At 73.0% G+C, this 13,798-nt stretch carries 10 protein-coding genes; 5 read left to right on the top strand and 5 right to left on the bottom strand.

Annotation, left to right across the window (positions count from 1 at the left end; genetic code table 11):
* Positions 1–4 precede the first annotated feature (4 nt).
* Together OG462_RS05725 and OG462_RS05720 are read right to left on the bottom strand one after the other, a co-directional pair.
* Positions 5–1,924, bottom strand: coding sequence for an N-acetylmuramoyl-L-alanine amidase (locus OG462_RS05725; RefSeq protein WP_406066383.1), 1,920 nt, complete (start codon positions 1,922–1,924; stop codon positions 5–7).
* Between the two features lie 379 nt (positions 1,925–2,303).
* On the bottom strand, positions 2,304–3,431 hold the full coding sequence (locus tag OG462_RS05720) for an aminoglycoside phosphotransferase family protein (protein WP_406055049.1): 1,128 nt from the start codon (positions 3,429–3,431) through the stop codon (positions 2,304–2,306).
* Positions 3,432–3,664: 233 nt separating this feature from the next.
* On the opposite strand from OG462_RS05720, the gene OG462_RS05715 reads away from it, so the two are divergent.
* Positions 3,665–5,158 (top strand): hypothetical protein, encoded by a 1,494-nt coding sequence (locus tag OG462_RS05715; protein ID WP_406055047.1) that lies wholly within the window; start codon positions 3,665–3,667, stop codon positions 5,156–5,158.
* Positions 5,159–5,367: 209 nt separating this feature from the next.
* On the opposite strand, the gene OG462_RS05710 is transcribed toward OG462_RS05715, so the two are convergent.
* Positions 5,368–6,837, bottom strand: a complete 1,470-nt coding sequence (locus OG462_RS05710; protein ID WP_406055045.1) for a PP2C family protein-serine/threonine phosphatase — start codon at positions 6,835–6,837, stop codon at positions 5,368–5,370.
* Between the two features lie 383 nt (positions 6,838–7,220).
* Between OG462_RS05710 and OG462_RS05705 the strand changes: the two genes are divergently transcribed.
* From OG462_RS05705 to OG462_RS05695, 3 genes are all read left to right on the top strand, one after another.
* Positions 7,221–8,324, top strand: coding sequence for a hypothetical protein (locus OG462_RS05705; RefSeq protein ID WP_406055043.1), 1,104 nt, complete (start codon positions 7,221–7,223; stop codon positions 8,322–8,324).
* Positions 8,325–8,487: 163 nt separating this feature from the next.
* Entirely contained in the window at positions 8,488–9,690 is a 1,203-nt protein-coding gene (locus OG462_RS05700) for a pyridoxal-phosphate dependent enzyme (protein WP_406055042.1), read from the top strand.
* 236 nt (positions 9,691–9,926) lie between these two features.
* A complete protein-coding gene (locus tag OG462_RS05695) occupies positions 9,927–10,463 on the top strand; it encodes a GNAT family N-acetyltransferase (protein ID WP_406055040.1) in 537 nt (178 codons plus the stop codon).
* 18 nt (positions 10,464–10,481) lie between these two features.
* On the opposite strand, the gene OG462_RS05690 is transcribed toward OG462_RS05695, so the two are convergent.
* Positions 10,482–11,033, bottom strand: coding sequence for a YdeI family protein (locus tag OG462_RS05690; protein ID WP_406066382.1), 552 nt, complete (start codon positions 11,031–11,033; stop codon positions 10,482–10,484).
* Between the two features lie 317 nt (positions 11,034–11,350).
* Between OG462_RS05690 and OG462_RS05685 the strand changes: the two genes are divergently transcribed.
* Positions 11,351–12,289: a carbohydrate kinase gene (locus OG462_RS05685; protein ID WP_406055038.1), complete on the top strand. Its 939-nt coding sequence runs from the start codon at positions 11,351–11,353 to the stop codon at positions 12,287–12,289.
* Here the strand turns inward: OG462_RS05685 and OG462_RS05680 are convergent.
* Positions 12,267–13,556, bottom strand: a complete 1,290-nt coding sequence (locus tag OG462_RS05680; protein WP_406055036.1) for an ATP-binding protein — start codon at positions 13,554–13,556, stop codon at positions 12,267–12,269. The genes OG462_RS05685 and OG462_RS05680 overlap by 23 nt on opposite strands.
* Positions 13,557–13,798 lie beyond the last annotated feature (242 nt).

The raw sequence follows: 13,798 nt of genomic DNA, 5'->3' as shown, positions 1-13,798 counted from the left end.
TTCCTCAGGCCCGTGAAACCCGCACGTCAGCGGCCTTCACAAAGGCCACCCGATGGCCGAACTGGATCTGGAAGTACTCCTCCTGACCCCGGACGACCTTGTGCCCGCTGCTGTCGAACACCGGCGCGAAGTAGTACTCGCCCGGGGTCCGGTCGCCCACCACGTACCGCTGACCGGCGAGCAGCTGGTACGGCAGCGGCGACACCGCCTGCACCGGCACGCCCGCCGGATACGCCGAGGCCTCCGGGTACGCCCGCCCGTACACCGGCACCGACGCCAGCCCCTCGCGGGGCGTCAGGACGAGACCCCGCGCGTTGACCGCGGTCGGCTCCTTCGCCGGATTGTGGAACCAGGCCTTCTGCCCGAGGTACCAGATCGCCGTCCAGTCACCGAGGCGCTCCGCCACCGCGTAGCTCTGCCCCGTCGAGGCACGCGCCCCGGTGTCGTTGACCCCGGTGGTCGAGTCCTGCCCGCCCGGCCGCAGACCGATGTCCTTCACCAGGGGCGCGTCGGCGCTCGGCCCGGTGTGCAGGCGCACCGCCCCGCTGCCGTGGGGCGCACACGCCTCGCCCGCCGTCACACAGCCCGTGTAGACCGGCTGATGGGCGCTGTAGTCCGGCCGGATCGTCACCACTCCGGCACGGGGACCGGCGCTCGGTGTGATCGGACGGCCGAGCAGCCGGAAGTAGTGCGCCCAGTCCCAGTACGGCCCCGGGTCGGTGTGCATGCCCTTGATCGTGGACGTCACCGTGCCCGGCACGTTGTCGTGGCCCAGGATGTGCTGCCGGTCGAGCGGGATGTCGTACCGGGCGGCGAGATACCGCACGAGCCGCGCGGAGGTCCGGTACATCGCCTCCGTGTACCAGGAGTCCGGCGAGGTGAGGAAGCCCTCGTGCTCAAGGCCCACGGACTTGGCGTTCACGAACCAGTTGCCGGCGTGCCAGCCGACGTCCTTGAGCGGCAGGTGCTGGGCGATGTGTCCGTCGGACGAGCGCAGCGAGTACTGCCAGGACACGTACGTCGGGTCCTGCACCAGCTTCAGGGTGACGTCCCAGGTGGCCTCGGTGTCATGGATGACGATGTAGTCGATCGACTGGGAGGCGGGCCGGTTCCCCTTGTCGTGGTTGCCGTAGTCGCCGTCGCCGAACTCCTCGTACGGCGCCGGGATCCACTCGCAGGCCACCGTGCGCGGACACTCCACGGGACCGCCGGCGGGACTGCGGAGCCCGAGGCCCGCGACCTGCTCCGTGGCGGGTGCGACCGCCGGAGCGGCGGGGAGCGTCACCACCTGCCCGCTGTCCGTCGTCCGCGACTCGCCGGTCCGGATCACGTCGAAGACATCGTTCGCGTACGTCGAGGCCGTCGCCGAGTCGTCCGCGCCCGAGTACCGCGCCACCGCCCCGTACCAGTCGGCCGGGTCCGCGCTCGCCGGACGGCCGGACTCCCGCTGCGCGGCGGCGAGCAGCGCCGCCCCGCCCTCGATGTTCGCCGCCGTACGGCTGCGCAGCTCCTCGGCCGGAATCCCGGACAGCGCGGACGCCCGCTCCAGCGTGCGCAGCCGCGCGGGCAGCGCCCCTGCGGCCGGGACCGGCGCCTCCACGCCGGAGCGCACGGCGCGCGAGGCGTCGCCGCGCGCATCCTCCGCACCCTCCGAGTGATGCGGTGCGGCCTCGGCCAGCGCCGTCACCGCGTCCGTCAGATGCATCGGCCCGTAGCCACCGGTCACACTCGGCGCACCACCGTGGGCGTCCCAGCGCGACTGGAGGTACGAGACGGCGAGCAGCACACTCTCGGGTACGCCGTGCCGCGCGGCCGCCCGCGCGAACTGCTCCTGCAGGGCACCAGCCTCGGGCACCTCGGCACCGGCCGGCGGGGCGGCGGACAACAGGGGGAGCAGCAGGGCGGCGGACGCGAGGGCGCCCATGGTCTTCGGCAGACGACGCGACGGCGTACGTCTGAGGGACACGGAACGGAGCAAGGCAGCCTCCAGGGGCGGGGGGTGACACCGGGGCGTGCGGGGCCGAACCCGTACAGGGGTATCGGCTCCCGGACGATCCGTCAATCACGCGCACGCGAAAGGAAGTTCCCACGTCAGAGTGGGAATGGAGGCCATCTGGCGGAGTTTCGCGGAGACGGGTCCCGGGCCTGGGACGCGTCAGTGGAGTGGACCATTGGCTCGGATCCTGAAGGCGATCCGGAGTCGCTCGGCGGTGCGGTGGCGGTGAGGCCGGTGCGCCGCGTCCCGGTGTGTCGGCACCGGGCGCACGGCGCACCCCCCGTGTCGTCGGTCGGGCCCGCCCGTCTCAGCGCGTCCCGACCGCCGCGCGCACGGCCCGCCGTGCCATGGCGCAGTCGTCGTGCAGCCGCCTCAGGAGCAGCCGCTGTTCCTCACCGGGGGCGAGCGCGCCCGTGGGCACCGGTACGGAACCGGCAGGCGGGGCCTCCTTCATGGTGCGCTGCACCGCCGTCTCGTAGGTACGGATCTCCCGCGTCAGCACGATCATCAGGTTCACCAGGAAGGCGTCCCGGGAGGCCGGTCCCGCCTGCTGGGCGAGCTGACTGATCTGGCGCCGGGCCAGCGGCGCGTCACCGAGAACCGCCCAGAGGGTCGCCAGGTCGTAGCCGGGCAGGTACCAGCCGGCGTGCTCCCAGTCGACGAGGACCGGTCCGGCGGGGGAGAGGAGGATGTTGGAGAGCAGAGCGTCACCGTGACAGAACTGCCCCATGCCCTGGCGGCCGCCCGCGTGCGCCAGACCGTGCAGCAGCTTCTGCAGGTCGTCCCGGTCCCGGTCCGTGAAGAGGCCGAGCTCGTGGTAGCGCGCGATCCGGGTGCCGTAGTCCAGCGGTGCGTCGAACGTCCCGGCCGGCGGCCGCCAGGCGTTGAGCCGGGCGATCGAGCCGAGCGCGGCCCGCACGTCGGCGCGGGGCGGAGCCTCGACGGGGTGGCGCGAGAGCGCGGCCGCCCGTCCGGGCATCCGCTCGATCACCAGCGTGCAGTTCTCCGGGTCGGCCGCGATCAGCCGGGGCGCCCGCACCGGCGGCCGGTGGCGGACGAAGGAGCGGTAGGAAGCTATCTCGTGCCGGAACCGCTCGACCCACGCGGGGGAGTGGTCCAGTAAACACTTCGCGACCGCCGTGGTCCGTCCGGTCGTTCCGACGATCAGTACGGAACGCCCGCTGCGCCGCAGCACCTGGACCGGGTTGAACTCCGGGCAGATGCGGTGGACCGAGGCGATCGCCATCTTCAGCTGCGCCCCCTGAGGGCCGGACAGATCGATTCTCCCGCTGATCGGCTGGGTACCCGTGCCGGCCGCCCAGCGTCTCGGCCGGACGGCCTGCGGGGCGGGGGCGAGGTAGGGTCCGGCGCCGGCCGGGACGATGCGGTGCTGAGGCCGGGGCGGGGCGGACACGGAGGACGATGCTGTGTACATGGAGGTGACAGATCCCTTCGTGTGCCGACGAGTTGCGTGCGTCGCCCCGCCCGCCCCCGGTCCGCACCCTGGGGAATGAGGGCCGGTCGGCGGGGCGGGGTGGCGCGTTCCTACCTGACACCCGCGTGCGGGTGGCGGAACATCGAGCGTGCCCTGGCGAACCCTGGCGAATTGTCGCCAGGCCTATGACAGAGGGCTACATTCAACTCAGCCGAGAACCTGGGGGCTTAGACGTGACCGGACAAACCAACACCCGCCTGGCAGACCTGTTCGGCCTGGCCGGATGGTCCAAGGGCGAACTCGCGAGACTCGTCAACCGGCAGGCGGCGGCCATGGGCCACCCCCAGCTGGCGACCGACACCTCGCGGGTGCGGCGGTGGATCGACCGGGGCGAGACCCCGCGCGATCCCGTCCCCCGGGTGCTGGCAGCACTGTTCACCGAGCGACTCGGCCGTGTCGTGACCATCGAGGACCTCGGGTTCGTACGACACGGGCGCAGCGGAAAGCAGCAGGACGTCAGGAAGACGGAGAACCCTGACGGGCTGCCCTGGGCACCCGATCGTACGGCGGCGGTCCTCACCGAATTCACGGGAATGGACCTCATGCTCAACCGACGCGGCCTGGTGGGCGCGGGTGCCGCGCTTGCCGCCGGCTCCGTACTCAGCAATGCCATGCACGACTGGCTGCAGACCGACCCCAACCGCCAGGCCGGCCCCCAGCGGGCCGTCGATCCCCTCCACGCCGACCCCGCTGGGTTCGACCGCTACGAGGCCGCCCCCATCGGGTCGGAGGAGATCGAGGCTCTGGAGCACTCGGTGGAGGTGTTCCGTGCCTGGGACGCCTCCCGGGGTGGCGGTCTCCAGCGCAAGGCCGTGGTGGGCCAGCTCAACGAGGTGGGCGGCATGCTCGCCTACCGCCACGCCGACCACCTCCAGCGGCGCCTCTGGGGCGTCGCCGCCAACCTGGCCGTCCTGGCCGGCTGGATGTCCCACGACGTCGGCCTCGAACCCACGGCGCAGAAGTACTTCGTGATCGCCGCCCACGCGGCCCGCGAAGGTGGCGACCGGCCCCGGGCCGGCGAGGCGCTGTCCCGGGCCGCCCGCCAGATGGTGCATCTGGGCAGGCCCGACGACGCCCTCGACCTGATGAAGCTCGCCAAGGACGGCTCGGGCGAACGCGTGCTGCCCCGGACCCGGGCCATGTTCCACACGATCGAGGCCTGGGCGCAGGCCTCGATGGGCCGGGGGCAGGCCATGCGCCGCACCCTCGGCGAGGCCGAGGACCTGTTCGTGTCAGACCGGCGCGACGAGAAGAATCCCAGCTGGATGCAGAACTTCGACGAGGCCGACATGCACGGCATGCAGGCCCTCGCCTACCGCACCCTCGCCGATCACGACCCGGCCGCGGCGGTCCCCGCCCAGCGCCATGCCAAGCTGGCGATCGAACTGCGGCGCGGTGGTCACGACCGCTCGAAGCTCTTCGACCACATCTCACTCGCCTCGGCCTGCTTCATCGCCGACGACCCCGAGCAGGCCGACCGGTACGCCCGGCTCGCCCTGATGTCCATGGGGGAGACCTCGTCCCACCGGACCTGGGACCGGCTCCGCGAGATGTACCGGCTCACCGGGCAGTACGCCGGATACGCGAGGATCGAGCACCTGCGCGAGGAGATCGAACTGGCCCTGCCGAGGTCACCGGTCAACCGACCGAGGACGGGGCAGGCCTGAGGGGGCCGAAGGAGAGGTCGGACGACGAGGTCGAACGACGGGGCCACGGTCGAGGAGCTCCACCTACTGCTGTCAACGGGCTGTCGCTGAGCGGCAGTCGATGACCGGGCTGTCGTGCCACAGCGTCGTGGCGCGTCGGGCCGTGATGGTGCGCCGGGCTGCCCCGGTGCGTCCGGCCGAGGCCGAACGGCCGCCCCGTGCCCGGCGGTTCAGCGTCCGACCCGGACCACCATCACACAGGCGTCGTCCTCGCGCTGCTCCTCGCCGAACTCCTCGACCACCGCACGGACACCGTCCTGGGCGTCCCGCGCCGAGATGAGCCGCCGACCGAGCGCGAGCAGTCGTCGCGTGCCCGTGTCGTCGTCCGGACCGCTGCCACGGGTGAGACCGTCGGTGTGCAGGACGAGCAGGTCACCGGGGAGCAGCCGGGTCTCGGCCTCGCCGTACACAGCCCCGGTCGTGGCCCCGAGGAGGACACCCTCGGGCCGCCGGAGGACGTGCCCCGTCCCGTCGCGGAACAGCAGCGGGGCGGGGTGTCCGGCCTGCGCCCAGGTCAGCGTCTGGGCGACCGGGTCGTAGCGGCAGCACATCGCGCTGCCGAGCGCGGGCTGTACGGAGGTCTCCAGGAGCTGGTTGAGGTGGCCCATCAGGGCGGCCGGCCGGATCCCGGCCACGGCCATACCGCGCAGCGCGCCGAGGAGCATGGCCATCGAGGAGGTCGCGGCGACCCCGTGGCCCGTCAGATCACCGACGGTGAGCAGCGCGTCCCCGTGGGGCAGGGCCAGCGCGTCGTACCAGTCGCCGCCGATGAGACCGGTACTGGCGGCCGGGAGGTAGTGGGCGGCCACGTCGAGCGGGGCGGGGCCGTCGTGGGCGAAGCGGAGCGAGCCGCGCCAGGGCGGGAGCACCGCTTCCTGGAGCTCGACGGCGACCCGTCGCTCGGTCTGCTCGATGTGACGGCTGCGCTCCAGGCTGTCCCGGCTCTCCCGGACCGCCCGCTGACTGCGCCGCAGTTCGCTGACATCGCGGAGCACGGCCCACATCGAGGCGGTGCAGCCGTCGGCGTCGAGGACCGGCTCGCCCGTCATGTGCACGGTGCGCACGCAGCCATCGGTCCGCACGATCCGGAACTCGCCGTCGATCGGCTTCCCGTCGATCAGGCAGTCCGTCACCATGCCCTGGAGGACGGACTGGTCCTCGGCGAAGACCATCGTGGGCATCTCGTCCAGCGACATCGGGCCGCTCTCGCGCGTGCGTCCGAAGATCTGGAACAGCTCTTCGGACCAGCTGACCTCGTCGGTGAGGAGGTTCCACTCGGCGCTGCCCACGCGGGAGAGCAGGGAGCCGGTGCGCTGCGGGGCGATCTCGCCGTAGGCGGTGCCGGGGTCGGTCGACAGTGCCGTGTCGAGGACCGCGTCCGCGGTCTCCTCGGGGGCGACCTCCTCCGGGACGCCCGCCCGGAGCTGACCCAAGTGGGCTCCGAGGTCGTCGAGTTGGTGAACGGCCAGGTCGCAGAGGGCGCGCTGCCAGCGCTGCTGGGGGTCGTCGTCGTTCACCACGGCTTCCCGGCGCACGGCGACGAGCTCGCCGCGCAGGCGGCGGGTCTGTGAGATCAGCGCGTCCACCGCGCCCGGTTCCGGCTGCTGGGCGGGGCGGTCCGCGAACAGAGGGGACGGCATGTGGTACTCCGATACAGGCGCGGCACGGCCAGGCCAGGTGTGAAAGTGAGGCCCGCATACGACTGTTGCACAGCCCGCGACAGCCCGTAAGGGATTTGGCAACACTCGATCCGGTGGTGCTTCTGGCATATGTCAAAGGCCCAGCGATTATTGGCCAGGGCACGACGGGTTACGGTGCTGGGGTGGTGAACGACGACGGAATCGGCACGGTGAGCACGCGCACGGCGGTCACGGGCGGGGCGGGTGCGACGACGGGAACGGGCGCGACGGGAGCCTCTGGTACGGCAGTTACGGGAGTGACGGGCGGGGCGCGTACGGGTCGGGCGGAAGCGACGGGAGCAGCGTCGCCTTCGGGCGTGACGGGAGCAGCGTCGCCTTCGGCCGTGACGGGAGGGACGGGGGTCGCGGGCGGGACGGGAATCGCCGCCACCGGTACCGCCTTCCTGCTCGCCGCCGCACCCGCCGGGCGAGGGCGCGCAATGGATGCCACCTCCGTGCTGCCGGCCCTCGCCGCCGTGCCACCCGGCGTCCTCACCGGCACCAGCACGGCCACGGTCGTCGAACTCGCCGATCCGCTCGACCCGCAGACCGTCCTCACCCGCCTGCGCGCCGCCGCGGCGAGCCCGGGGCCACTCGTCCTCTGCCTCGCGGGGCAGCTCCATCTCGACCGCAGGCAACAGCTGCCCCACCTCGCCCTCGCGCGCACCACCCCGGCGACCCTTCGCTACACGGCCCTGCCCTGGCACTGGCTCGCCGGCGAACTCGCCGCCCGGGCACCCGGCACCACGACCGTCGTCGCGGACTTCGCGGCGGACGCCGCCGTATGGGAACGCCTGGCCACCACACCCGACCTCCTGCACCTGGGACCCGGACCGACCCTCTACGGGAGGGTCACTCCCGCCCCGCGCCGGGGCGAGCCCATGGCACCCGACTATCTGCGGTCCTGGGCGGAACTCTGGCGATCCGGAGCCCGCCTCCCGCACGCCACGCTCCACGCGGAGTCCGCCGCCCACGCAGCCTCGACCGCGCCGGAGTCGTTCCTCCTGGCACCCGCCCCCGCTCCCGCGCCGGCAGCGGAGCAGGACCCGCACCCCGCGATCCTGGCCGCCGCGATGGCCGGACGCCACGGCGAGGCGGCGGCGGTGGCCGCGGCCTGGGAGTCCGAGGCCCTGCGCCGGCACGGGCCCCGGTCCGCGGAGGCCGTCCACTGGACGGAGGTGCGGGCCGACCTCGCCCGCCTCGCCGGGGAACCCGCCCGCAGCTGCGAACTGTGGCTCACGGCCGCCGAAGCCCGGCTCGCCCTGCGCCAGCGGACGGACGACCCAGATGTCGAAGGGGCCGTGGACCGGGCGCACCACCAGTGGGAGCAGATCGGCGACCGGGCCCGGGCCCGCGCCCTCGGCCCCCTGCTCGTCTCCCTCCGGCAGCGGGTCCCGGGCCGCCAGCCCGGAGCCCTGGCCGCCCTGACGCGCCGCATGGCCGACTGAGCCTGCGTAAGGGAGCCCGCGTACGGAGGGTATGTGCGGGAGCCCATATGCGGAGCCCTCGTACGGGAGTCCCCGTACGGAGTGCCCATACGGGAGTCCCCGTACGGGGACTCCCGTACCGAGCCCGCGTTCACCCCTTCCCGCCCTTCCCGAAAGGCCGCATGTGACCTCGCTCGCCACCGCCCAGCGTTCGCTCGCCGACCCGTCCGTGCGCCACCCGCTCTGGCCCCCGCTCACCCAGGGCTGCCCGGTCACCTCGACCGACGAGGTCGCGTACCCCCTCGACATCGACTACGCCTACGACGAGGTCCCCGCCGACCTCTTCACCCGCCCCGCCGCCCACGGGCTCGAACGGTGGGCGCCGCTCCTCCCGCCGCTCGCCGCCCCCGGCCTCGGCGAAGGCAACACCCCGCTGGTCGAACTCCCGGACGGCGTGTGGATCAAGGACGAGTCCCGCAACCCGACCTGGAGCCACAAGGACCGCCTCAACCGGGTCGCCGTCAGCGCCGCGGTCGCCTCCGGCGCTCGGGGCATCGTCGTCTCCTCCTCGGGAAACCACGGCGCGGCCGCCGCCGCGTACGCGGCCCGCGCCGGACTGCCCTGCGCCGTGTTCACCTCCCCGGACGCCCCTCCCGCGGTCGCCTCCCACCTCCGCGCCTACGGGGCGACGGTGCTGACCGTCCCGTACGCGTCGGTACGGCCCCTGATGCGTCGGATCGTCGAGGAACTCGGCTTCCAGAGCGTCAGCAGCGTCACGGATGCGGGCCACACCGGGCATCCCTTCGGTCCCGAGGGCTACAAGACCCTCGCGTACGAGATCGCCCTCGCCCTCGGACGCGCGCCGGCGGCGGTCCATCTCCCCACGGGTTACGGAGAGCTGCTCTTCGGTGTGGCCAAAGGTTTCCAGGAACTCGTACGGCTCGGGGTCACCCACTCCGTCCCCCGGATGTACGCCACCGAGCCCGCCGCGGCCGGCGCTCTCACCGAGGCGCTCCGCACCGGCCGGCCCGTCGCACGGGTTCCCGTGGGTCCGACCACCGCGTACGCCATCGACTGCGAGTTCAACAGTTATCGCGGAGTGGTCGCGGTCCGCGACACCGGGGGAGCGGCCCGTACGGTGACGGACGATCACCTGGCGGCTGCACGAGCGGAGTTGTCCGCACAGGGGCTCTGGTGCGAGACCTCGGCGGCCGCCGGTCTCGCCGGTCTGCGCGCCCACGGGCCGCGTGAGAACGACGGCCCGGTGGTGTGCGTGGTCACCTCCGGCGGCTACAAGGACGTGGCCACAGCGAGGGAGACGTACGCGCCGATGGCCCCGGACTGGTCCACGATCGAGGCGGCCCTGAAGGGCGCGCAGGGGTTCTGAGGCGGTCGGTCCTGTTCCGCTGGTGGTGTGAGTCCATGCGACGGGCCCCCCGCGGGCCCTTGGCCGGGATCCCTGGTGGTCGAGGCCGCTCCCGCCCGAGGTGGGGAGGACGACCCGGATGCCGAACTCGTAGGTGCCGGTCGCCCGTGCGATCCCCATGAAGAGCAGGGCGAAGTCGACGCCGACGTCGAGAAGGATCTTCCCGGCGACCGGCCGGGGCTGAGATGATCGGAGGTATGCCCGCCTCCCCGACCTCGGCACCGACCTCGGCACCGACACCGGACCCGACTCCGGACCCGCACGACGCCCTCGCCACGGACCGGCTCCTGCTGCGCCCCGTGCGGGCGGCCGACGTGCCCGCCGTCACCCGGCTGTGGACGGACCCCGAGGTCAGACGTCATCTGGGCGGGCCGGTCACCGAGCAGGTCGTACGGATCCGACAGCGTCGGGTCGTCGGGGCGCCCGGCGTGCACGCGGTGGTGCGGGCGGCCGACGAGGCCCTGCTCGGCCTTGTGACGGTGGAGCCCGGGGCGCGGGAGGGGGAGACGGAGGTCTCGTACCAGTTCCTGCCCGAGTACTGGGGGCACGGCTACGCGCGCGAGGCCGTCGCCGTCGTCGTCCAGGCCACGCTCGTCGACACCCCCAGCGTGGTCGCGCTGACGCAGGAGGCGAACCACCGCTCCCGGCGGCTCCTCGAAGCCGTCGGCATGACCCACGTCTCGTCCTTCGTCGAGTACGACGCCCATCAGGTCCTCTACCGCCGCCGCCGCTGACCCCTCACCTCCCGGGACTCACCGGACCTTCTCGCCGGACGCCAGCTTCGCCACCATCCGCTCGAGCCGCTGCGCCCGGCCCTTCTCGGTGCGGGCCTGCCACAGTCGCATGATCACGAGGTACTGATCGGTCTTCCCGAGCCCCTCGTAGAAGGCCCGCGCCCCCGCGTCGGCCGCCAGTGCCGCCGCAAGGTCGTCCGGTACGGTCGCCTCCGCCTGCGACGGGTACGCGGACTCCCACCGGCCGTCCGCCTGCGCGGCCCGCACCTCGGCGAGGCCCGGCTCACGCATCCGGCCCGCCGAGGTGAGCACCGCGACCTTGCGGACGTTCACCTGCGACCAGAGGCTCCGCGACCGCCGGGGCGTGTACTTCTGGAAGTAGTAGGCCCCGTCCCCGCCCTTGCGCTGCCCGTCGATCCAGCCGAAGCAGAGCATGCAGTCGAGGATCTCCGGGTTCGTCAGCGACTCGCCCCCCTTGTCCTTCTTGGCGATCCTCAGCCAGACGCCGGGCCGGTCGGCATGGTGGTTTTCCAGCCACGCCTCCAGCTCGGCCGTCTCCGTGACGGTCATCAGTTCGAGTCCCTCGTACTGCTCCACCGGGCCGGTCCCCCTGTCTTCGTCGGTCTTCGCCGGTCCGCGTCGACCGTCGCCCGCGGACGCCGTCCGGAGCGCTCGTGACCAGGATATTGACATCGCCCGGCTCGCCCTGAGGGTCGTCCGGCTCGTCGTAAGGCGCGGCGGATCCCCCGACGATGCGGCCGCGCTCGCCCGGGTGCCCGCCCTCGTACAGCGCGGAGCCACGTACGATCTGCGGATCGTCCACCGGGGCACCCGTATGCGGGGGTCGGGCCGGCTACCAGGACATCTACGCCAAGGAGCTCTGACCCATGTCCTTCCTGGTGATCGGCGAGTGCGTCGCCGACATCGTCCGCGCCCCGGCCGGTTCAGGCGCCGCCGACCGCGTCCACCCGGGCGGCAGCCCCGCCAACGTCGCCTACGGTCTGGGCCGTCTCGGCAGGGACGTCACCCTGCTCACCCAGCTCGCCGACGACACCACCGGGCGGCTCATCGAGGCGCACCTCAAGGGCGCGGGCGTACGGGTGGAGGCCGGCGACGTGCCCGCACGCACGCCCTCGGCGGTCGTCGGTCTCGACGCGCACGGCCAGGCCTCGTACACCTTCGACATCGCCTGGACGCTGAAGGCCGGCGCGCCGACCGACCTGGCGCCCGCGCATGTGCACATCGGCTCGATCGCGGCCGTCACCGCACCCGGCGCGGCCACCGTTCTCGCCGAGACCCGGCGGCTCCGTGCGCACGCCACCGTCAGCTACGACCCCAACGTACGGCCCGAGCTGATGGGGGAGCACGACGAGGCCGTCGCCCGCGTCGAGCGCTGCGTCGCGCTCAGCGACCTGGTCAAGGCGAGCGACGAGGACCTGGCCTGGCTGTACCCGGGCGAGGACCCGAGGACGGTCGCCGCCCGCTGGATCGCCCTCGGTCCCGCCGTTGTTCTCGTCACCCGGGGCGCGGCCGGCTCGCTCGCCGTCACCCGGCACGACACGGTCGCCGCCGAGGCGACCCCGGTCACGGTCGTCGACACCGTCGGCGCGGGTGACTCCTTCATGTCCGCCGTCCTCGACACGCTCGCCGGGCGGGGGCGGGACGCCCTGGGCGCACTCGGCCCCGAGTGCCTCGCGGAGCTCCTGCGGAGAGCGGGCACGGCGGCGGCCCTCACCGTCTCCCGGGCCGGGGCCCAGCCGCCCGACCGGGCCGAACTCGACGCCGCCCGGGAGGAGTTCGCCATCAGGTCCGGGCGTGTGTGGTGATGTCCGAGGCGAACTGCTCGACCATTTCCGGGGTGACCGTCGGCCGGCACTCCCCGATCGCCGCCAGATAGTCCGCGGTGCTCGCCCCGGGCACCGGACTGTCCCCGCCCCGCTCTGCGACGGCGAGCAGATCCCGCTCGAAGGAGGACTGGGCGGCGATCCGGGCCGCGTGCTCGATGTCGGCGGGTGTGAACAGGTCGCTCGCCAGGACCAGTTCGTCGATGTCGACGTCCGTCCTGCCGTCGGTGTACCGGGCCCAGATCGCCGCACGCGCGGCCTTGTCCGGCGTTCCGATCGGGATGAGGTAGTCGAACCGGCCGGGCCGCAGGAACGCCGGGTCGAGGGAGCGGATCGAGTTGGTGGCACAGACGAGCAGCCGCTCGTCCCGCTCCCTGAACCCCGGTATCAGCTTGAGGAGTTCGTTCGTCACCCCGTGCATCCCGCCGGGCTGCGCGGGCTCCGAGCGTACGGGCGCGATCTCCTCGACCTCGTCGATGAAGACGAGCACCCGCTCCAGCTCTGCGATCCGCGCGAACGCGGACCGCAGGGCGGCGGCGAGGTTCCCCTCGTCGGCCAGGCGGGACGGCAGGATCTCCACGAAAGGCCAGCCGAGCCGCGAGGCGATCCCGCGTGCGAACGTCGTCTTCCCGGTGCCCGGCGGGCCGAACAGGCAGACCGCGCGCGGCGGTCGCACCCCGTGCCGGCCGGCCCGCTCCGGCTCGGCGAGCGGCAGCACCACCCGGCGCTCGATCAGGTCCTTCTCCCGCTCCATCCCGGCGACCTTGGCCCACAGGTCGCCAGGGAGGAGCCGGCCGCCCAGATCGTCGAGGAGCCCGGCGGCCGGACCGTGCAGCGGCTCCACCTTCTCGAAGTATGCGACGGCCGGCTGGCGCGTGTACCCGGCGTTGAGGAGACCCTCTCCGAGGAGCTCCTCCTCCGGCAGGACGTACGCGATCCGCCCGACCCGGGCCGCCACGAGCCGCCGCTCCAGTTCCACGAGGAGTGCGCTGGCGAGACCGCGGCCGCGCCAGGCCGAGGAGATCGCGATGCGCATGACCCACGCCCGCTCGCCGGAGACACAGGCGAGCGCGGCCCCGATCGGTACGCCCTGATGGACGGCCACCACGGCGGGCTGGCGGGTGGTCAGGGCGCTGATGCACTCGGCCAGCGAGAACACGGACTCCTGACCGAGTTCGGCGGTCGTGTCGATCAGATGGACGACGGCGGCGAGATCGCTCTCGCGGTAGTCGTGGATGTGCCAGTTCACCGGTGGTACCGCCCCTCGTTGGTGCCGTTGCGGCGAGGCTAGGCGGGGTCCGGGACACCGGTCGTGCGCCATCCTGCACAAGCCGGTACGGGCGAACGCGCCGTACCGGCTCTATGCGGCAGTTCGCCGCGCGGCGAAGGCGGGTACGCGGTCGGGTACGAGGCCGGGTACGCAGAAGGCCCCCGGAAGGTGTTCCTCCCAGGGGCCGCGTGCGTGCGCGTGCGGGGCCTTCGGCAGGCCGG

The organism is Streptomyces sp. NBC_01077 (assembly GCF_045162855.1).
Taxonomy (GTDB): domain Bacteria; phylum Actinomycetota; class Actinomycetes; order Streptomycetales; family Streptomycetaceae; genus Streptomyces.
The sequence above is the reverse complement of the archived record's forward strand: the minus strand, read 5'-3'. Positions and strand labels throughout refer to the sequence as shown.